Source organism: Mucilaginibacter endophyticus, assembly GCF_003351025.1.
GTDB classification, from domain to species: Bacteria; Bacteroidota; Bacteroidia; order Sphingobacteriales; family Sphingobacteriaceae; genus Mucilaginibacter; species Mucilaginibacter endophyticus.
The window spans coordinates 210595-230876 of sequence record NZ_QPCG01000005.1 but is presented as its reverse complement, the minus strand read 5'-3'; the positions used below and the strand labels follow the sequence as shown (position 1 = coordinate 230876).

The window sequence follows — 20282 nt, the reverse complement described above, 5'->3', positions numbered from 1 at the left end:
TGTATAAGATATATGTTACACGTTATATGTTACGCTCTTCAATATTAATTATTGGTTCCGGAAAATCCCTCATCTGCACATCTGAAATTTGCACATCCGCACATCTTCCCCATCTGCACATTAATTAATCCTCCTAAACACCCTATCCCATCTGATCTTACACCATGATGGCGAATTAGCATCCCAGCTCATCCACACAAATACAGCTTTACCTACAATATGATCTTCCGGAACGAAACCCCAAAAGCGCGAATCTTCCGAATTATGGCGGTTATCGCCCATCATCCAGTAATAGTTCATTTTAAAAGTATAGCTATCCGCCTTCAAACCATTAATCAGGATTTCATTCCCTTTAACCTGTACCTTATTATTTTCATACACTTCAATAGCCCGGCGATAAAAAGGCATAGTTGTGCTGTCCAGCTTAACCGCCCAACCCGCTCGCGGTATAATAATTGAGCCGAGGTTATCCTCATTCCACCGGAAATGGGGATCATGCGGAAAAACCTCCGGGTCGTATACACCTCTTAATTTAATATCCGGCCTTACCATTTTAATGTGGGAATAGGTTTTCAGCTTTTCGGCCGATTCTGCTGTGGTATTGACAGTAAAATCTACCTTAGTAAACTGCTGGATATCCTCCAGGTGCAGATCATATTGCGTACGGCGGTCAAACACACTGTCTGAGCCATCTGTACGCACCCGGTATTCCATTTCCCCATTTGGCGGATTGGCTATTAAGCGGTTGTTTACATATACCTGCCCGTATTCCATTTTTATGGTATCGCCGGGAGCAGCCTCACATCGTTTGATATAATTTTCCTGCTTATCTACTGGGCGGTAAAACGGCGAATCGGCATCCATAGGATAATTGAACACAACCGCGTCGCCCCTTTTAACTTCGCTAAAACCCGGTAGCCGGTAATATGGCAGCTTTACGCCATCCCAATAAGCTTTGGTACCTGTAAGCGGCATGGTATGATGTGCAAAGGGAAAGGCAATTGGGGTCATGGGCAGGCGGGCACCATAATTGATCTTGCTCACAAATAAAAAATCGCCCACCATTAGTGAGCTTTCCATTGATGAGGTGGGAATGGTAAAAGCCTCCAGGAAAAGTCCGCGAATTACCGTCGCCGCTATTACGGCAAACAAGATAGCCTCTGTCCACTCCCGTACGCGTGATTTATCCAGATCATGGTATTGCTCCCTGAAATCACTGCTTCCCGAGGGCCCAACATAGCGGGTATTTTTATCAAAGCCCCATTTAGGGATAAAAATAAAAGGCAACAGTACCGACATGGTAATTTGCCCGATTCCTACCTTCCCGAACGATTTAATGAAATCAACAAGGATACCTATGCTTATAATGAAGTTTATGCCCGGTATTAAAAGCAGCAAAAGCAACCATAACGGCCTTTGGCTAAGTTTGAGCATGATGTAAAGGTGATAGACCGGGATGAGCGCCTCCCAGCCACGGCGCCCCGCCTTTTCGAAAAGCTTCCAATACCCGGCCAGTATTAAAATCAATAGCGGGCTTATCAAGATATAAAACCCAATATAGCCCGCTATTGTCATTTATGTTTTAAGCTTATTAGCTATTAAAATCAAACATGGCCTCCACCGAGTAAAAGCCTTTTTTGTCATGCAGCCATTCGGCAGCCAAAACAGCTCCTAAAGCAAAACCGTTACGGTTGTGCGCGGTATGCTTAAATTCGATACTATCCACTTCCGAATCATAAATAACAGTATGCGTACCCGGTACGCTGTCTATCCTTAATGATTCAATAAGCAATTGGTTAGCTGATACATTAGCATTGGCATCGCTATCATCGGTGGTTAAAACATTAACCCACTCGTTTTTGGTATCGGTATTATTGATAATACCTTCGGCGATAGTTATGGCAGTGCCGCTTGGCGAATCCATTTTTTGGGTATGATGGATCTCCTCAACCTGTACCTCATAATAAGGATACCTGTTCATTACTTTAGCCAGCAGCTTATTAACGTGAAAAAACACGTTAACACCAACGCTAAAGTTAGATGCCCATAACAGCGACTTGTTTCCGTCAATACATTGTTGCTTTACTTCGGGCAATTTCTCATACCAGCCGGTTGTGCCTATAACAACAGGAACATCGGCATTAAAACAATGCTCAATATTTGATAATACGGATGCCGGGGTGGTAAATTCAATTACAACATCTGCTTTCTGCAGGTTTTCGGGAGTAAGGTCATGAAGGGTTTCATGATCAATGGTAAGTACAATTTCATGCTTGCGGCTAATGGCAATCTTTTCAATGATCTTGCCCATTTTTCCGTAGCCAAGTAGTGCTATCTTCATTTCAGGTATTGTGGTTTTCCTTATTAAAACGTAAAGGTAACTTTTAAACCCGGAATATAAGCATTATTAGCACCCTGAGCGAATACCGGCTGATTAATTAAACCTGGGGTTACTTTAAACGACAGGTTATTATCCACCGTGTACGAATGGATAAACTTGGCATCGATATAAGCATCAACAGCCTGGATACCCCATACCGCCAAAAATCCAAAGATACTCAGGTCGCGGTTACGCCTTGAGTTTTCACGGGCGTCATTCAGGTTGGCATCAGGTACCTGCGCATACTGAATTGATTCGGCGTAATACGGATCGCCCGGCTTGGCCGGAGTACCCTGACGATACCTTGATAATATCAGGTATTCGTTATAGTAATGCTGGTTGTATATAATAGCCGAAGTTAACAGCCCTAAGCCACCATAAATCAATGGCACTTTCCACCACCTGCGGTTATATACCTGGCCCCAACCCGGCACCATTAATGAATGGATTACTGCCTTATGCGGGATATGATTACTATCCGGGTGATAGATCTTTTCTTTAGCGGGATCAATTTTTGGGGCGAATGAGCCCGATGGCGTTTTAACAGGATGCTTTACTTTTAGCGTATCACTTTTTTTAGTCCCCGTACTATCAGCTATCTGAGCCTGGGCGGCAAAAATAAAAAAAGTGAATACACCTAAAAAAAACAGGAATTTATACATTTTTAAAATTAACAATTACCAATCAAGCATTTCAAGGATGCGGCCAAGATCATCTTCCGAAAGGAAAGGGATCTCGATAACACCGCTTCCGCGGCTGCCTACTTTTAGTTTTACCCTTGTACTAAATTTTGAAGCAAGATCATCCTGGATCTTTTGCAATTGGTACGATACCGGCTCGGGTTGTTTACCCTCCTTTTTTACAGGTGCCTTTTGCATATCCCTTACCAATTCTTCAACCTTACGAACGGATAAACCTTCCTTTATAATATGCTGATGTATAAATAATTGTTTCGCAGGATCGGTTAGTGTTAAAATAGCTTTGGCATGGCCCATAGTAAGCTCGCCATCACGAATAGAAGCCTGGATAACCGGCGGCAACCTTAAAAGCCTCAGGTAATTGGTAACTGTCGAGCGGTTTTTGCTTACCCTGTCGCCCAATTCTTCCTGTTTCAGGTTACATTCCTCAATCATCCGCTGAAAGCTCAGGGCTACCTCAATGGCATTCAGGTTTTCACGCTGAATGTTTTCGATAAGCGCCATTTCCAGCATTTGCTGATCATTGGCCGTACGTACGTACGCCGGGATCTGGGTTAAGCCAGCCAGCTTCGACGCTCGGAAACGACGTTCGCCCGAAATCAGCTGGTATCTATGAGCGCCTAATTTCCTAAGCGTAATTGGCTGAATTAAACCCTGAAGCTTGATCGACTCTGAAAGTTCAGTCAGCGCCTGCTCGTCAAAATCGGTACGCGGTTGAAAGGGATTAACCTCAATCTCGGCCAGTTTTATTTCATTAACCGAGCCAAGGTCATTGACCTCGGCAGGGCTTGCTGTTTCTTTATTTCTGTTTTGGTATGGTTGTACGTTAGGCGTGTCATTCAATAGCGCACTCAGTCCCTTGCCCAGGGCATTTCTCTTTTCACCACTCATTTACTATACTATTGCTGTAGCTGTTGCCGATTCACCTTTAACCAATCCGTTTTTTTCCAAAATTTCGCGGGCAAGGTTTAAATAATTAATTGCACCCTTACATGTAGCATCATGCATAATTACCGATACACCAAAGCTTGGCGCCTCGCTTAAACGGGTGTTACGTTGTATAATGGTATCAAAAACCATATCCTCAAAGTGGGTTTTAACCTCATCCACTACCTGGTTGCTCAGGCGTAAACGTACATCGTACATGGTTAACAGGATACCCTCTATCTCCAGTTGCGGGTTAAGGCGCGACTGAACAATTTTGATGGTATTTAACAATTTGCCCAAGCCCTCTAACGCGAAATACTCGCACTGTACCGGTACAATTACCGAATCGGCAGCGGTTAAGGCGTTAATGGTGATCAAACCTAATGAAGGCGAACAATCAATGATGATAAAATCATACTCATCGCGCACCTTGTCAAATACCTGTTTCATTTTGTACTCGCGGCCGCTTAAATTGATCATCTCAATTTCGGCACCTACCAGGTCAATGTGCGCAGGTAATAAATCAAGGTTTGGGGTATCTGTTTTCTGAATGGCCTCATGAGGGTCAACCTCATTGATGATACATTCATAAATACTATTTTTAATATTACGGGGATCGAAACCAATACCCGAAGTTGAGTTAGCCTGAGGATCGGCATCAACCAGCAAAGTTTTATAATCTAATACAGCTAAACTTGCAGCCAGATTTATAGATGATGTAGTTTTCCCTACGCCGCCTTTCTGGTTGGCTAAAGCAATTATTTTACTCATTCTATAGTTTAAAAAAATTTATAGTTCTGTGATTTATAACAACGTTAAATAGAAACAGAAATTTCTACTTTCGTAAAGTTTTTATCCGGTGATAAAGATACGGAATTAAATAATGTAGAATTCCACAGCTTTTGTCTATTTACAAACAATATTGATCAATTAGTAAAATATCGGCAGGGTAAGTTTTTAATATTATTACTTAAATCATATTTAAAAACAATTAACTCATTAACAAAAAGTTAACAGTTAAAAACCAACGATATCACTGACCAGATCATGCAGCAATTTACCAATAATAAATGATAACCATTATAGCGTCAACAAACAGGCCCGGAAGTTCAACACTTAAACTGGCGCATGTTTATCAACAAAAACTACGCGAAAAAGGTGTAGAAGCAGGCATTTTATCTCTTGCTCAACTGCCTCCAAACATTATTGAAACCGACTTATACAATAAACGCAGCGCGGAGTTTGAACCTATCCAGCAAATAGTTACCGATACCGATAAGTTTATATTTCTTATACCTGAATATAACGGCAGCTTTCCGGGCGTACTCAAGGTTTTTATTGATGCCTGCAGTTTCCCTCAAAGTTTTTATGACAAAAAAGCTGCTTTAGTTGGCCTATCATCAGGCAAATATGGTAACATCAGGGGTGTTGATCATTTTACCGGCGTTTGTCATTACCTGCACCTTAACATCATGGCGCTTAAACTGCATATAGCCGCCATACACAAAGAGTTTGACGAGGAAGGAAACCTGTTTAAACCCGATACCATCAAGTTTGTAGACGAACAGATTGAAAAGATCATTAAGTTTTGATTGGATTGATTTCAGTGACATAACAAATAAATATGTCATTGCGAGCGAAGCGTGGCAACCGCATGCTATACAGGGCGGATTTGCTTCCGTGCGATTGCTTCGTTCCTCGCAATGACATGGTTTTTAAGTCGTTTTTTGCCTATAGATTGCATTGTTAAATCATTCCCCCCAAATCACCTCATCAAAAACACCCATCCTGATATCCTTCGGGTTCCGGTTTTAAGATCGATCATATAATAATAAGTCCCCATATCAAGGAGTGATCCGTTTCTTGTACCATTCCATGGCGTACTGTAGCCAACACTTTTAAAAACAATACTTCCTCCGCGGTCATAAACTGTTAAAACACAATCGGTATAAGCATCAAGGTTAGTGATATCCCAAACATCGTTAACGCCATCGCCGTTGGGTGAAAACATGGTGGGAATACTTAATTTGGGTGCGCTTGTTATAAACTCAATATCATCCAGCATCAGATCATTACCCGGGCCTCCGGGAGCACTGTTGCTAATTTTCAATACCAGGCTGCTTACGTCATCAGGCGTTTTAAAAACCAGGTTATATTTTTTCCAAACCGGGCCCGATGTAGCAGGAATTGGCCCGGTACGCAACGTTTCAAGTACTTCGCCGGTTGTTTTTTCAATAGAAAAAAGGATATCGGGCTGTTGCACCGTTGGGCCAATCACCGTGTTTTTTAACAAGTTAAGGATATATGCCGAAAACTCATAGGTAGTAGCCGGGCAGAGAGAGGGCACCATTCGGGTAAAAAACATACTCGGCTCGTTCGACGCGTTGATCATCATCATATAGCCGTTGCTATTCCCGGTATGATCATGCATTACTTTATGCCATGACTCTTCCGAACAACCTTCAGAAGCGTTAACCAGTGTGTAAAATCCATCGGCAGGGCAATATGGCGTATATGCCATGTTAGTAACACCTGCCGGTAAGGCAGGGCCATGACCTGTGCCAGAGCCAAAATCTTCTTTAAATAGCCAATGCCCCAACTTGCCGGTACAATCCGTACTTTGGGCAAAGACATTCGTATAAAACAATATCAACAGAAAAAAAACCGGGGAAAAACGCGCCTGCATGACCAGATCAACACTTAAAACTTTAAAGGTAAGTTCAAGCGCCCGGTAAAAGGCAGAACTCAACGGTCAGTTTTTATTTCGATATACTATACTGGTAATATCGGGTCATCAAAATCAATGCACAATAAACACCCAGCCCGATAATAATGGCGCACCATTTTTAAGGTCGATGACGTAGTAGTAAGTCCCCGAAGGCAAAACATATCCTTTGTAGGCGCCATTCCAGGGTTTATCATAACCGATAGAGGTGTATACTTTTTGCCCGCTGCGGCTAAACACATTCATTGTACTTTCCGGATACGTTGATAAAGCCTCAATATCCCAGTAGTCGTTTAAACCATCGCCATTGGGCGAAAACGTAGTTGGAATGACTATTTTTTTATAAACCCTTACAAAAACACTGACACTGACAGACCCGCATCCAATGCCCGACGAGGCTTTCAGCGTATAGGTAATATCATCGGTAGGGCTGGCAACGGGGTTCATTTTTGTCGGATCATCAAGCCCCTCGGCTGGCGTCCACAAGTAAGTATCGGCATACTGTGTTTCGGCATCCAGCACTACCGACTGGCCTTCAAAAATCTTTTTCTGCGAGCTTATACTGGCTTCAGGAACAGGCATAACGGTTACAGTTACCTGTTTGGTTGATGTACAACCTTCATTACTGGTTACAGTTACGGTATAGGTAGTGGTTTCCGCAGGTTTCGCGGCAGGACTTTTTGCAGCAGGATCCGACAACCCGGTAACCGGCAACCAGCTATAGCTTTTTGCGTCGGGAGCATCCGCGCTAATGATAGTCGCGCTACCCTTGCAAATTGGCGGGGGCGCATTAACGGTTATTACAGGTTTTAAATTCACAACCGCATGCAGTTTATCCGATGTTCTTGAACAGTCGCCGACCGAAAAAACGGTAACCTGGTAGTCCCCTATATCCACCGCAGATGCATTATCAATTACCAGCGGGTTCTGAGCTTTATTAGCTTCGGTAACACCCGGTCCAGTCCATTCATATCTTATTGCACCCGGCGTAGCGGTGAGTGTAAGCGCATCGCCTTCGCACACTGGGGGAGCGATGATTGATGGTTTATCTGGGTAAGCATTAACCCTTATAGTAAGCGACTGTGAATAAGTACGGCAGGTTGGTGAGTTAATGTTATTCCCATCGGCAGCCGCAAGCCTGTACTCATAAGTCCCTACAGGTGTGCTGTTTGTGACAGAAACAGGAAGTTGCGCGCCGGTTGCTCCGGGCAGGTCATCCCAGTTACCGTTAGGATTTAGTTTTTGCCATTGCAGCCTTGTATCTGTATAATCGTTCCCTACCCTTGATACCAGGGTAAAATTCTTTGTTTCCCCCACACATACATCCTGCGGCATATTGGTAGCAATGTCTGAAAAGCCGACCGGCATAGTTGGGCCACAGGGCCTAAATTGGATATCATCAAGCATCAAATCGTTCCCATTTAGGCCGGGTTCGTTATTGATCATTTCAATGGTAATTTCGTTATTACCAGAACCGGTAGAAAACAACATGCTATACCGGCGCCAATCTTCCGGATCGCTGCTTGCCGGAATTTCGCCGGTATCATACGTGGTTTTTTCGCCGTTGGCATTAGTTATTACAAAAGTAATATCAGGCTCATGAACGCCAGGGCCTGCATGCGCCTGGAATATCAGGTTAAAAACCCACGCCGAAAATTCATACTTGGTATTCTGACAAAGCGTTCCGGCACTAATTTTATAAGTAAAGAATTTTTTTGGGTCTTGCGAAGCATTAACAAGCATCATGTACCCATTAGTATTGCCTGTATGATCATGAGTTACAACTTGCCACCCTTCCGGATGGCAATTACCATAGCCATTATTCACGTTTATGTTAGTTGTATTTACTATAGTATATTGACCATCTTCGGGGCAACCCTGTATATAGGTAAAATCAGTTACATCATTTCCCAGGGGGGCGCCATATCCTTGTCCTGATCCAAAATCAAGTTTAAATACCGGATCGCCAAGACTTCCATTACAAACAACTGCTTGCGCGTTTACCTGCGCATGAGTAAATGCAAAGGCAAGCAATATTAACAGAAATAATTTAACGGGGGTAAAACGCATTAATGGTTTGGAAAATAAAAAACATCGAGCCACCAAAAATATATTTTTTTGTTTACGCCGATGCATAAAAAGCTATTAAAGCGTGAATATATTACACCCTGCAAAACAATCATTTAGCCCAAACAATCCCAGCCCTTGGAAAGTTAATTATTAGTATACAAAACCCTACTGAAATGAAAAACAGCCTCATCATATTTCCTTTTATTATCGGTTCCATGCTTATGGCCTGCAAGCATAAAAAGCCGGCTAATTATAACAATGCCGATACGGTTATTAACAAAAGCGATCAGGAAGTTAAACTGGCTGCACCATATGAAACCAAGGCTGTAAAAAACTTTTGCGATGTTATTGGCTGGCCAAAAGGTAAAACCCCGGTTGCGCCTGCAGGTTTTTCGGTAAGTCTTTATGCCGATGGATTAGATAATCCGCGTAATATTTACGTAGCCTCAAACGGCGATGTATTTGTATCCGAAGCCAATACCGAACTCAGCGGGATAAAAAAGATTGGCGCTGATATTGTTGGAGTGAGTAAATCACAAAATTACGGCAAGAGCGCCAACAAGATCCTGCTGTTTAAGGACACCAACGGCGATGGCATGCCAGATTCAAAAACCGTTTTTCTGAGCGGGTTGAACCAACCCTATGGTATGCTTATCGCCGGCGAATGGTTTTACGTTGCCAACACGGATGGTTTGTGGCGTTACCCCTATAAAATGGGCGAGATGAAAGTAACCGGTAAAGGCATTAAAATATTAGATCTGCCCGCCGGCGGCTATAACAATCACTGGACCCGCAATATTCACCTGAGCGCCGATGGCATTAAAATATATGTTTCGGTAGGATCAGGCAGTAACGTTGCCGAGCATGGGATAGCGAACGAGAAGCGCCGGGCCGATATCCTGGAAATTAATCTTGACGGCACAGGCGAACGGGTTTATGCTTCAGGCTTGCGTAACCCTGCAGGTATCGATATTCAGCCGGGCACTGGTGTTTTGTATACTTCCGTAAACGAACGTGACGATCTCGGAGATCAGCTTGTGCCCGATTACCTGACCAGTGTTAAAGATGGTGGGTTTTATGGCTGGCCCTGGGCCTACTTCGGCCAGCATGAAGATCCGGTATTGAAACAGAAAGACCCAAACCCGGAAATGGTTAAAAAGACTATCATTCCGGATGTGGCCCTTGGTTCGCATACCGCATCACTTGGTTTAGCTTTCTATAACGGTACACGCTTTCTGCAAGAATATCAAAACGGGGCTTTCATAGGGCAACATGGCTCATGGAACAGTTCAAAACTGGTAGGTTATAAAGTAGTTTTTGTCCCGTTTAGCAACAATAAACCTACCGGCCAAACGGTAGATTTTTTAACGGGCTTTATTGCCGATACCGCAAAGCGAAAAGTATACGGTCGCCCGGTTGGCGTGGCTGTAGCAAAAGATGGATCATTACTGGTGGCCGATGATGCGGGAAATAAGATCTGGAGGGTTGCGCGCTGATATTGTAGACGGTTGATAAACTTACGAAGTTTTTGAAACTTCGTAAGTTTAAGGATGTTTGAATCGTTCAATCATCAAGATATTTACAAAGCGGCGATACAGGTTTATGGGTATAAACACCTATTTTTGGTGACGTCCCTGATCATCAACCTATGTTAAAACCGTTTACTATTATAACTTTCGCGCTGGCCGCTGCTATTTCGGCCAATGCACAAAACAAAAAGCCTGCTAAAAAAGATACCACCGAGCTTAAAACGGTAATTGTAAAAGGCTACCTGAGCGATCAACCCGTAATCAGCGTACCCGCCTCCGTGAGTGTGCTCGGTGCCGCCCAGCTCCGCATCCAGCCCGATAACTCGTTCGTAAGTGCCTTAAATACTGTTCCGGGTATCCGTACAGAGGAGCGCTCGCCGGGAAGCTACCGTTTATCAATCAGGGGCAGCTTACTGCGCTCGCCATTTGGAGTGAGGGATGTGAAGATCTATTTTGACGATATCCCGCTTACGGATGCCGGGGGCAACAGCTATTTAAACGCCATCGATATCGCATCGATACAAAAAGCGGAGATCTTGAAAGGGCCCGATGGAAGTTTATTTGGCGCCAATTCCGGCGGCGTGGTAATCCTTAGTCCGATTAACCGGTATAATGACAGTACTTATATTTCGACAGGCGTAAACGGTGGCTCATACGGACTGTTTCATGAAAAAGCGGCGGTACAATTAAAAACCGCCAATTACCTGCTCAACATTAACCAGAGCTTCCAAACCTATCATGGTTACAGGCAAAACAGCGATACCCACCGCAACTACCTGCAACTGGCCGATAGCTGGAACTACAGCGGCAAAAACACCTTAAAAGCGCTGGGCATTTACTCAGATCTGGCGTATGAAACGCCCGGAGGTTTAACGCTGGCTCAATACAATACCGATCCTACGTTGGCCCGTCAGCCCACACCAACTTTACCGGGTGCTATCCAGCAACGCATTGGCATTACTACCAAAATGTATTTGGGCGGTTTAACTAATGAGTATCATTTTAACGATCATCTTCGCAATGTCCTCGCCGTATTTGGCAACCATGTTGATTTTGCCAACCCGTTTATTACCAATTACGAACAACGGAGTGAAAATACCTACGGTTTCCGCACGTATTTTGAGTTAACCGGCGATAAAAAACCAAGTTTAGACTGGAAAGTAGACCTCGGTTTTGAATGGCAGCAAACCAACTCGCGCATTGCCAATTATGGCAATAAAAAAGGGGTAAAAGATACCACCCAAACTATTGATGATATCCACACCAATCAGCATTTTGTATTTGTGTGCTATGCTGCTGATGTGTACAAACGCCTGCATGTTGAGGCCGCCGTAAGTTTAAACGATTATGGGTACGATTTCAAAAACCTATACCCGCTTAATCAAAACAATTTTACTAATCGCAACTTTAGTGCACAGTTGATGCCGAGATTGGCCTTGTCATACCAGGTGAGTAATGACTTTGTTTGGAGGGCAACCATAAGTCGCGGATACTCTACCCCCACTACTGCCGAAGTAAGGCCAACCGATAATATAGTAAACACCAGCCTGCAGGCCCAATATGGCTGGAACTACGAAACCGGCTTTCGCCTGCGGAATCACGACGAGAGCTTAATGCTGGATCTATCGATCTTTTACTACCGTATTACTAATGCCATTGTACGGCGTCTGAATGCCGATGAAACAGAGCATTACATTAATGCCGGCGGCACTAATCAGCCGGGCACAGAATTATCTTTTTATTATTGGATAATAAAACAAAACAAAAATTCATTTATTAGGGGCTTACTGTTTAATGAATCATACACCTTCAATCAGTTTAAATTCAGAAGCTATGCCAATGCAACTAATAATTACAGCGGCAACAATCTCACCGGAGTGCCTGATTTTGTTTATGTAACAAGTTTGCAAATAAAGTTCCCTCAATATTTGTCATTGTTTATCCAACATAATTATACTTCCAGTATGCCCCTTAACGATGCCAACACTGTTCGTGCCGGGCATTACAATGTACTACAGGCAAGGGTAAGCTATCAGCCAACCATCGGCCGTAAAACACACTTTGAAATATTTGCTGCCGCGGATAATCTGCTTAACCAGAAATACAGCCTGGGTAATGATTTAAATGCTGTAGGCAATCGTTACTACAATGCTGCTCCGCTGAGGAATTACTCAGTTGGGATGAATTTTATGTATTAGATAGTGGGTAGATCATAGATGATGGTTCATAGATCATGGTGAGAGAAATAAAAAACATGTCATTGCGAGTAGGAACGACGAAGCAATCTCGTAGCCACACAGATCGGATATGCATTGGCTACGAGATTGCCGCGCTTCGCTCGCAATGACATGATTTATAGTCGCTGTAGCGTTACGGCTAACATGGTTAATTAAAAAAGCCCGGTATTTTGTTTTACAAAACACCGGGCTTTTTTACGACCTGCAAACTGCAAACCTAAAACTGCAAACTGAATTAGGGGTTCAAATTATTACTTCCTCCCTCAGCAATATTGCTTCCCCGGCCTTTTGGATCAAAAGCGCGGAATTTGATAACACCGCCATTATAATTGACCGGACCAGTGTATACTTTGCTTGTAGCGTCCGGATCTTTGCCATTAGTTGTATACCTGATGGTTAATCCCGGGAACTCTACATTGCTCAGGTATTTACCATCCTGCAGACTGATGCCTGGCTTTGGTACGCGGTAATCATAACCGCCATTGTAATACGTAAGGCGCGGCAATTCACGTTTCCCTAATACGTTCAAAAAGTTTGACCAGGCTAACTGGTATTCTTCTTTACTTTTTGCCGGATCTTTTTCGGTGGCCCATGCAGGATCTTGTGCCCAGGCACGTTCTGCCAAGCCAAGCAGGCGTGGAAAAATCATGTAGTCCATTCGTTCCGGGCCTTTAACTGTTTCGGCCCATAGCGCGCCTTGCAGACCTACTATATTACTTTTGCCAAAGTCGGTAAGGCGCTGTTTGCCGATAAAGATATTCCTGTTTATTGGGTTACCTTGCTTATCAACATCGGCGTTTTTAAAGTAATCATATGGGATAAACGAGAAGAATTTGTCGATCCCCAAAAACGCGCCCCAGTAGTAACCCGGCTCATCAAAAGATTTGTAATTGGCCATATCAAAATACAGGTTGGTAACACAGGTTAACGCAACCTTGTAACCGCCGTTGGCCAGGCGATAGGCTAAATCTTCCTGCCCGGCACCTAAAACATTGTTCCAAACATCAACCTGTAAATGCTCTTTTGTAAAATCAGGATTAGGCACATACGCCGGCTGGCCATCAAGCGTGGTTTTACGAAGCGCCATTTCTTCCCAGCCCGAAAGGCGGATGCCTTTTGCTTTCAGGATGTCATTAACACGACCGTAGAAGTAATACCATAGATCATTGGTGCTTTGTATTTCGGGATGAGTAGCCTTAAGTGCCGCATAAGCCGGTGATTTTTCCCATACATTGGCAGGAACTTCATCACCACCAAAATGAATTGTTGGTAGCGGAGCATCTGCTTCTTTATAGGTGCTGATGAGGTCATTAACTACAGTCTCCACAAAGTTATAGGTTGAGGGTAGCGATACATCAATCACGTTATCGTTCCAGTATTGTACCGAGCGATATTCGGACTTATCATTTTGATCATATAGCAGATATTTTTCAGCTTCAGCCTTTTTGCCTTCGGCCATTAATCTGTCATAACGAGCATTCATCGCCTTAATAGCTCCGCGGGCATGACCCGGGGTTTCAATTTCAGGCACTACGGTGATATGACGGTCATTGGCATATTTCAGGATCTCTATATATTCGGCCTTAGTAAAATAACCAGTACCAAAAGGATTGTTAACCTCCGGACCGGAACCGTGTGATGGGGGCAGGTGCTGTTTGCTATCCAGCGTATGACCACGTTTCGACGCAACCGAAGTTAGCTCAGGTAACGAAGGAATCTCTATTCTCCATCCTTCATCATCTGTAAGGTGCAGGTGCAACGTATTCAATTTATACAAGCTCATAGCCTCCAGCAGCTTCAATACTTGTTGTTTTGACTGAAAATTACGCGCCACATCAAGCATTACCGCGCGATATGCAAAGCGCGGCGCATCGGCAGCTTCAACACAAGCAATTTGAATCGAAGTCGGGGTTTTGGCCAAAGCACTCGCCGGGATCAGGCTTTTGAATGATTGGATACCATAATATATTCCCGTGCTTGTAGATGCCCGGATAACCACCGTAGTTGGTTTTACGCTTAACTCATAAGCCTCATCGCCCAAACCGGCTTTATATTCAAATGAAATTACATTCCCCGAAGATTTACCTGTTTCCTTTTTAGCAAAGATGCCAGTAATAAAATTACGTAAAACCGTTGCTTCCTTACTGAACCTCGCATCGGCAGATGAAACATTAACACCCGGAGCAAAAGAAAAACTACCGCTGCCCTGGTTATAACTTACTGGCGTAGGGAAAACTTTTACCAACTGATCGGCAGGGATATCAGTAACCGTTTTATTTCTATCGTAAACAATCTCGGGGGTTATCAGGCCCAGGTAAGTAGGTTTATATGGCGTGATATCATATGAGCCGAAAGAATAACCTTTTTCAGGGGCATTATCCCAAACCAGGTAAGGGCCTTCAGGGGCATCGGTAATATTCACCACAGGATCATCGCACACAAACTCGATACGGGTGGTTCCGCCGGGTTTCAGGTCTTTAAAGCCTGATGTTGGGCTGATGCTGTACATATCCCCGTTTACTTGTTCAATTAAAGCATTGTTGCTTACAGCTGCCTTGGTAAAATCCCGGCCCGAGTTGAAATAGATCTTCCATCCCGCTGCCGGCAATGTTTCATGACTTTTGTTGGTAATTATGAGCGCGGTTAATGCTTCATTTTTATTTTGATAGTTATTGTCCATCACCTGCCAGTTAAGGTGCAGGTCGGCAACGTTTGGCTTTTTATCATCATTAATTTTAAAACCGCTGCATACAAAAACCGCCGCGATAACCATCATCATAAAAATTTTGTTCATAATTGATCCTGTGCCTGAGAGATAGCAGACAAGTAAATATATAGCTTTTTAAATTATTTTAATAAGTATTTCGAAGAAGTCTTTGGTCTAAAGCACTAAGTCTTAAGTAAAGACTGGGATAGACTGTATCTGTCGCAGGGTTAACGATAGCGTACCCCGTGACAGACATTATCGAAGCTTCCAGTGTCACCTATCACTTAAGCTAAAAGCTTAAGTGATACTACACCACAGGTTACGCTATCGCTAAACCTGCGGCAGATTTATTATTACAACGAGAACTTAATCCACCCCTCACCCTCATGTCCAAAAATAAACTGCTTAGGGCGGATGATTTCAGCCAGGATCTCGATGGAGTCGACGATACGGGGGCCGGGGCGATTGAAATATTGGTTACCGTCGGCTATATAAAACCTGTCGTTCTTTACCGCTTTGAGCGATGCGAAGCCCGGACGGTCAAGTAACAGGTTAATTTCGCGCATGGTACGTTCAATGCTGAAACCGCAAGGCATTACTACAATAACTTCAGGATCTTGTTGCAGGATATCATCCCATATTACATAAGGAGAATGCTTGCCGTCCTGCGCCAATACTGGTGTTCCGCCTGCAATATTTACCAAACCAGGCACCCAATTTCCGGATATCATTAAAGGCTCGAGCCATTCAATACAAGCCACCGTTGGCTTACTGTCAATGAATTTCAGCTTATGTTTAATGATATCAACACGTTCCTGCAGACTTTCAAGCAGTTCGGCACCGGCTTGCGGCACGTTTAGCGCATTAGCTACGTTGGTGATGTCAGTAAAAATATCTTCAAGGCTATTGGGCTGCAGCGATATAATCTGAGCTTGTTTATCAAGATAGTTTTCCAATGCTTCCTCTACATCTTTTAACGATACGGCACAAACCTCACATTGGGCTTGTGTTATTACTGCATCGGGTGCGAGTTCTTTAATTTGCTCACGCTTTACGGTATAAACCGAAAGCGCGTCGGCCAGGATCTCTTTTACTTTTACATCAATATCCGCACTGCTCAGGCCATCCGGAAAATTAGCTTCGGTACATACCGGCAATTGCTTTACTGCTTCCGGAAAATCACACTCATGCGAGCGCCCTACCAGGTTTTTCTCTAATCCTAAAGCACAAATTATTTCGGTAGCGGCCGGCAGTAATGAAACTATTTTTTCAGTTGGCATGTTCACAAGTTAAAGTTTGCAAATGTAAGAATTATAGATGTGCAAATTTCAGATGAGCAGATGTGCAAATTATGATAAGAGGTACAGATTTCAAATGTGCAGATTCCAGATGTGCAGATGTCCAAATCAATAAATTAAATTGGGGGCATTATTGTGGTTGCGCCAATCTTTACATTTGAAATTTGCACATCTGCATATTTGCACATCTTCATATCTACACATCTGAAATTTGCACATCTGCCCATTTGCCAACTCCAATTAACACCTTATCTTTGCTGCGATGATATTTTTGACTTTTTTCATCGGGCTTATAGCTAATTTCATAGGCTATATACCACCCGGCAACATAAACCTAACTTTAGTACAGATCACTATAAACCGTGGCATTAAAGAAGCCGTACGCTTTATAACCGCGTTTTCGGCCGTTGAATTTTTCTTTACATATTCCATCATGCATGCTGCCCGCTGGCTTTCCGGACAGTTGAAATTGAGTACCATCATCGACTGGATCATGGTTGTTTTGTTTGGTGTAATGGGATACATCACCTGGATCCATCGCAACACACCACCTAAAGCCAATTATTCTGAACATGCCAGCATTAAATACGGTATCTTATTGGGGTTCTTAAATCCAATGCAGGTACCCTTCTGGATGGTTACAGGCACATATCTTATTACGCACGAATGGATACTGGATGGTCGCGTAGCCCTCGTTATTTTCAGTTTAGGTTCGGCAGCAGGTGCTTTTTTATGCCTGTTTATTTATGCCAAATTTGCCAAATACATACAGGATAAATTTGCATTGAGCAACAAGCTTATTAATACAAGTATAGCGGTATTATTTTTCGCTTTTGCAGCGTATCATGTTGTGAAGCAGATCTATCTGTCGTTTTTTAAGCATTAAAAACAGAACCGTGATTTGCCTGATTTAAGGATTACCTGATACTAATCTCAAGGTAATCCTCAAATCCTAAAAATCATGGTTCAGATCAAAATTCAAGACTCAATACATCCACCTTATCCTGCGCCAGCTGTACTTTAAGCTCATCAAGTGATGAAAACTTCACATCGCCACGGATATAGTGATGAAACTCCATCCGGATGGTTTGGTTATAGATCTCCTGGTTAAAATCAAAAATATTTACTTCGATATTACGGGTAAGACCATTAACCGTTGGGCGGCTGCCGATATAGGCCATTCCCTTATATTTCTGACCGGCAATGATTACCGTTACGGCAAAAATGCCGTCACATGGAACAAGCTTGTATTTCTCTTCAATAACGATATTGGCAGTCGGGTAACCAAGCTGACGACCAATCTGATCGCCCCGAACAACATTTCCGGTAATAAAGAATGGATAACCTAAAAAGGCGTTTGCAAGATCAATATCCCCGCTTAATAGCGCGTTACGGATCCGGGTTGAACTGATGGCTACCTCGTTTATGTCCTGCTCTGGTATTTCAACCACGTCAAAGCCATAAACAGGGCCAAGACGTTGCAGGTCTTCAAAACCGCCCTGCCTGTCTTTCCCAAAACGGTGGTCGTAGCCTATCACTATTTTTTTGGTGCCGATCTTATTTACCAGCACATCACGGATATAGCTTTCTGCCGATTGGTTAGAGAAATCCCTGGAAAAAGGGGTAATGATCAAATGATCAACACCGAGCTTTTCCATAAGTTCGGCCTTTTCGGCTATAGTAGTTATCAGTTTAAGGCTTTCATCTTCCGGGTGCAATATCATGCGTGGGTGCGGAAAGAAAGTAAGGATCACGGTTTCGCCACCGGTGCTTGCAGCCAGCTCCTTAATACCTGATATAATTTTACGGTGCCCGATGTGTACCCCATCAAATGTGCCGATGGTGACTACCGCATTGTTTACCGCTGTAAATTCGTCAATGTTATGATAAACCCTCATTAATTATATGAGTAAAACACAAAGTTAATTTTTAGTTGATGGGATTAACAACAGGAGTGTTTGCGCTTTGTAAATTTCCTTTACCGTGCCGCGTGCGTATCTGATGTCTTCAATTCCCTAACGGTATTTACCAGCTCCATTACTTCCCAGGCATCCTCAATCCTAAAGTTGCCGCTGCGTGTACGCCTTAATTTTGACAGGTAGGCCCCGTTATTCAAGGCAGCTCCAAAATCATTTACCAGCGACCGGATATAAGTACCCTTGCTGCACACCACCCTGAAATCAATCTCGGGCAACTCAACTCGGGTTAATTCAAATTCGGTTATAGTTACGTTGCGCAACTTCAACTCCACTTCCTCGCCCCGGCGCGCTTTTTCATATAAACGCTCGCCATCAACTTTTATGGCTGAATGTGCCGGAGGATATTGTTGTATATCGCCTATAAACTGCCCGCAGTTATTACGGAGCATTTCTTCGGTGAGTTGGCTAATGTCAAAACTTTTGTCAGGCTCGGTTTCCATATCATACGAGGGCGTAGTAGCGCCTAATACCATGGTACCGGTATATTCCTTTTCTTCGGCCTGAAAGGTATCTATCTGCTTGGTCATTTTACCGGTGCAGATGATCAGCAGACCGGTAGCCAACGGATCAAGCGTACCCGCGTGACCAACCTTTAATTTTAGCGGTTTAAATGAATTGCGGAGCTTGCCAACCACATCAAAGCTTGTCCATTGATAAGGTTTGTTAACCAGTAAAAGCTGACCTTCAGCAAATTCCTCTATTTTAGTGTACGTATTCTTCAAATCTTTTATTTAGTCGGATCAATCCATCCGATTTTTTCGCAAAGGTACGATTTTAGACACGATGGCGGAAGAAAGGGTAAATAACTACGCCGGATCACCCTCTTTACTCAAAGACGATGATCCGGCGTTAGATAAAAATAATAGGAAAATTAAAAAAACTATTCCATCTGTAGCTGATGACCGCTAAGAATTAGACCAATGATGATAGCTCCAACAATGATTCTATACCAGCCAAACACTTTAAAGCCTTTGCGTTCAACGAAGGTTATAAAGGTTTTTATAGCCAATAAAGCTACTATAAAAGCAATTACATTCCCTATAGCCAAAAATTTGATCTGTTCGCTGGTAAATAACGTTCCAGTATGTGTTTTACGAAAATCCCAAATCTCTTTTAAAGTTGCACCAAACATAGTAGGCACCGCCAAAAAGAACGAAAATTCTGCAGCGGCTGTGCGGGTTAACTTTTGACTCATGCCACCAACAATAGTCGCAGCCGAACGTGAAACGCCTGGAATGACTGCCAAACATTGAAACAAGCCTACTTTAAACGCCGTTGCATAGCTTATTTTTGCTTCTTCTTTTACAGCAGGTTTGTTAAACCATTTATCAACAAATAATAGTATTACGCCACCAATTAAAAGGGAGAATGCCACTACAAGCGGACTTTCCAATAAAATATCAATCTTCTTTTTTAGTAAAACACCAACTATTACAGCAGGTATAACGCCAACTACTAATTTGAAATAAAAATCGAGCGATCTGAAGAAACGCTTGAAATACAAAATTACAACTGATAAGATGGCTCCTAATTGAATTGCGACTTCAAATAGCTTTACAAAGTCATCATGACCTATCCCCATAAATGATGAGGCTATAACCATGTGACCAGTAGATGAAACAGGCAAAAATTCTGTTATCCCTTCAATTATAGCAAGGATAATGGCGTAGATGAGATTCATTGGGGATTTAAGGGGTTGAGGTAGAAGTATACGTTATTTACAGCAGGTATG

Annotated in this window: 16 protein-coding genes; 4 read left to right on the top strand and 12 right to left on the bottom strand. The window is 43.1% G+C overall.

Annotated elements, in window-relative coordinates; all coding sequences use genetic code 11:
• Positions 1-120: 120 nt before the first annotated feature.
• From lepB to DUL71_RS21045, 5 genes are read right to left on the bottom strand one after another with little or no spacing between them, the layout of a single operon-like run.
• Complete coding sequence (gene lepB, locus DUL71_RS21065; RefSeq protein WP_114939937.1) at positions 121-1575, bottom strand: signal peptidase I; 1455 nt, start codon at positions 1573-1575, stop codon at positions 121-123.
• A 16-nt stretch (positions 1576-1591) separates the two neighbouring features.
• Positions 1592-2341: a 4-hydroxy-tetrahydrodipicolinate reductase gene (gene dapB, locus DUL71_RS21060; RefSeq protein WP_114939936.1), complete on the bottom strand. Its 750-nt coding sequence runs from the start codon at positions 2339-2341 to the stop codon at positions 1592-1594.
• Between the two features lie 23 nt (positions 2342-2364).
• The gene (locus tag DUL71_RS21055) at positions 2365-3042 is read right to left on the bottom strand and encodes a DUF5683 domain-containing protein (RefSeq protein WP_114939935.1); all 678 of its coding nucleotides are present in this window, start codon (positions 3040-3042) and stop codon (positions 2365-2367) included.
• 15 nt (positions 3043-3057) lie between these two features.
• A complete protein-coding gene (locus DUL71_RS21050) occupies positions 3058-3969 on the bottom strand; it encodes a ParB/RepB/Spo0J family partition protein (protein WP_114939934.1) in 912 nt (303 codons plus the stop codon).
• 3 nt (positions 3970-3972) lie between these two features.
• Positions 3973-4776, bottom strand: coding sequence for a ParA family protein (locus DUL71_RS21045; protein WP_114939933.1), 804 nt, complete (start codon positions 4774-4776; stop codon positions 3973-3975).
• A 299-nt stretch (positions 4777-5075) separates the two neighbouring features.
• Between DUL71_RS21045 and DUL71_RS21040 the strand changes: the two genes are divergently transcribed.
• Positions 5076-5597 (top strand): NADPH-dependent FMN reductase, encoded by a 522-nt coding sequence (locus tag DUL71_RS21040; protein WP_114939932.1) that lies wholly within the window; start codon positions 5076-5078, stop codon positions 5595-5597.
• Between the two features lie 173 nt (positions 5598-5770).
• Here the strand turns inward: DUL71_RS21040 and DUL71_RS21035 are convergent, their stop codons facing one another.
• Together DUL71_RS21035 and DUL71_RS21030 are read right to left on the bottom strand one after the other, a co-directional pair.
• Positions 5771-6754, bottom strand: coding sequence for a T9SS type B sorting domain-containing protein (locus DUL71_RS21035; RefSeq protein WP_114939931.1), 984 nt, complete (start codon positions 6752-6754; stop codon positions 5771-5773).
• Between the two features lie 51 nt (positions 6755-6805).
• The gene (locus DUL71_RS21030) at positions 6806-8800 is read right to left on the bottom strand and encodes a T9SS type B sorting domain-containing protein (RefSeq protein ID WP_161964479.1); all 1995 of its coding nucleotides are present in this window, start codon (positions 8798-8800) and stop codon (positions 6806-6808) included.
• 173 nt (positions 8801-8973) lie between these two features.
• Between DUL71_RS21030 and DUL71_RS21025 the strand changes: the two genes are divergently transcribed.
• Positions 8974-10296, top strand: coding sequence for a PQQ-dependent sugar dehydrogenase (locus tag DUL71_RS21025; protein ID WP_114939929.1), 1323 nt, complete (start codon positions 8974-8976; stop codon positions 10294-10296).
• A gap of 152 nt (positions 10297-10448) precedes the next feature.
• The gene (locus DUL71_RS21020) at positions 10449-12527 is read left to right on the top strand and encodes a TonB-dependent receptor (RefSeq protein WP_114939928.1); all 2079 of its coding nucleotides are present in this window, start codon (positions 10449-10451) and stop codon (positions 12525-12527) included.
• A gap of 274 nt (positions 12528-12801) precedes the next feature.
• Here DUL71_RS21020 and DUL71_RS21015 read toward each other — a convergent pair whose 3' ends face one another.
• A complete protein-coding gene (locus tag DUL71_RS21015) occupies positions 12802-15360 on the bottom strand; it encodes a family 20 glycosylhydrolase (RefSeq protein ID WP_114939927.1) in 2559 nt (852 codons plus the stop codon).
• 266 nt (positions 15361-15626) lie between these two features.
• A complete protein-coding gene (locus tag DUL71_RS21010) occupies positions 15627-16553 on the bottom strand; it encodes a cobalamin-binding protein (protein ID WP_114939926.1) in 927 nt (308 codons plus the stop codon).
• Between the two features lie 280 nt (positions 16554-16833).
• Here DUL71_RS21010 and DUL71_RS21005 point away from each other — a divergent pair, with 280 nt between their 5' ends.
• The gene (locus DUL71_RS21005) at positions 16834-17457 is read left to right on the top strand and encodes a LysE family transporter (protein WP_114939925.1); all 624 of its coding nucleotides are present in this window, start codon (positions 16834-16836) and stop codon (positions 17455-17457) included.
• An 85-nt stretch (positions 17458-17542) separates the two neighbouring features.
• On the opposite strand, the gene DUL71_RS21000 is transcribed toward DUL71_RS21005, so the two are convergent.
• From DUL71_RS21000 to DUL71_RS20990, 3 genes are all read right to left on the bottom strand, one after another.
• On the bottom strand, positions 17543-18469 hold the full coding sequence (locus DUL71_RS21000; RefSeq protein ID WP_114939924.1) for a bifunctional riboflavin kinase/FAD synthetase: 927 nt from the start codon (positions 18467-18469) through the stop codon (positions 17543-17545).
• A gap of 80 nt (positions 18470-18549) precedes the next feature.
• Positions 18550-19272, bottom strand: coding sequence for a tRNA pseudouridine(55) synthase TruB (gene truB / locus DUL71_RS20995; RefSeq protein ID WP_114939923.1), 723 nt, complete (start codon positions 19270-19272; stop codon positions 18550-18552).
• A 158-nt stretch (positions 19273-19430) separates the two neighbouring features.
• Positions 19431-20231: an undecaprenyl-diphosphate phosphatase gene (locus tag DUL71_RS20990; RefSeq protein WP_114939922.1), complete on the bottom strand. Its 801-nt coding sequence runs from the start codon at positions 20229-20231 to the stop codon at positions 19431-19433.
• Positions 20232-20282: the final 51 nt, after the last annotated feature.

Bases quoted from the DNA above. Each gene is read 5' to 3' on its own strand.
- lepB (WP_114939937.1), bottom strand. From the start codon at position 1,575: ATGACAATAGCGGGCTATATTGGGTTTTATATCTTGATAAGCCCGCTA.
- dapB (WP_114939936.1), bottom strand. From the start codon at position 2,341: ATGAAGATAGCACTACTTGGCTACGGAAAAATGGGCAAGATCATTGAA.
- DUL71_RS21055 (WP_114939935.1), bottom strand. From the start codon at position 3,042: ATGTATAAATTCCTGTTTTTTTTAGGTGTATTCACTTTTTTTATTTTT.
- DUL71_RS21050 (WP_114939934.1), bottom strand. From the start codon at position 3,969: ATGAGTGGTGAAAAGAGAAATGCCCTGGGCAAGGGACTGAGTGCGCTA.
- DUL71_RS21045 (WP_114939933.1), bottom strand. From the start codon at position 4,776: ATGAGTAAAATAATTGCTTTAGCCAACCAGAAAGGCGGCGTAGGGAAA.
- DUL71_RS21040 (WP_114939932.1), top strand. From the start codon at position 5,076: ATGATAACCATTATAGCGTCAACAAACAGGCCCGGAAGTTCAACACTT.
- DUL71_RS21030 (WP_161964479.1), bottom strand. From the start codon at position 8,800: ATGCGTTTTACCCCCGTTAAATTATTTCTGTTAATATTGCTTGCCTTT.
- DUL71_RS21025 (WP_114939929.1), top strand. From the start codon at position 8,974: ATGAAAAACAGCCTCATCATATTTCCTTTTATTATCGGTTCCATGCTT.
- DUL71_RS21020 (WP_114939928.1), top strand. From the start codon at position 10,449: ATGTTAAAACCGTTTACTATTATAACTTTCGCGCTGGCCGCTGCTATT.
- DUL71_RS21015 (WP_114939927.1), bottom strand. From the start codon at position 15,360: ATGAACAAAATTTTTATGATGATGGTTATCGCGGCGGTTTTTGTATGC.
- DUL71_RS21010 (WP_114939926.1), bottom strand. From the start codon at position 16,553: ATGCCAACTGAAAAAATAGTTTCATTACTGCCGGCCGCTACCGAAATA.
- DUL71_RS21005 (WP_114939925.1), top strand. From the start codon at position 16,834: ATGATATTTTTGACTTTTTTCATCGGGCTTATAGCTAATTTCATAGGC.
- DUL71_RS21000 (WP_114939924.1), bottom strand. From the start codon at position 18,469: ATGAGGGTTTATCATAACATTGACGAATTTACAGCGGTAAACAATGCG.
- DUL71_RS20990 (WP_114939922.1), bottom strand. From the start codon at position 20,231: ATGAATCTCATCTACGCCATTATCCTTGCTATAATTGAAGGGATAACA.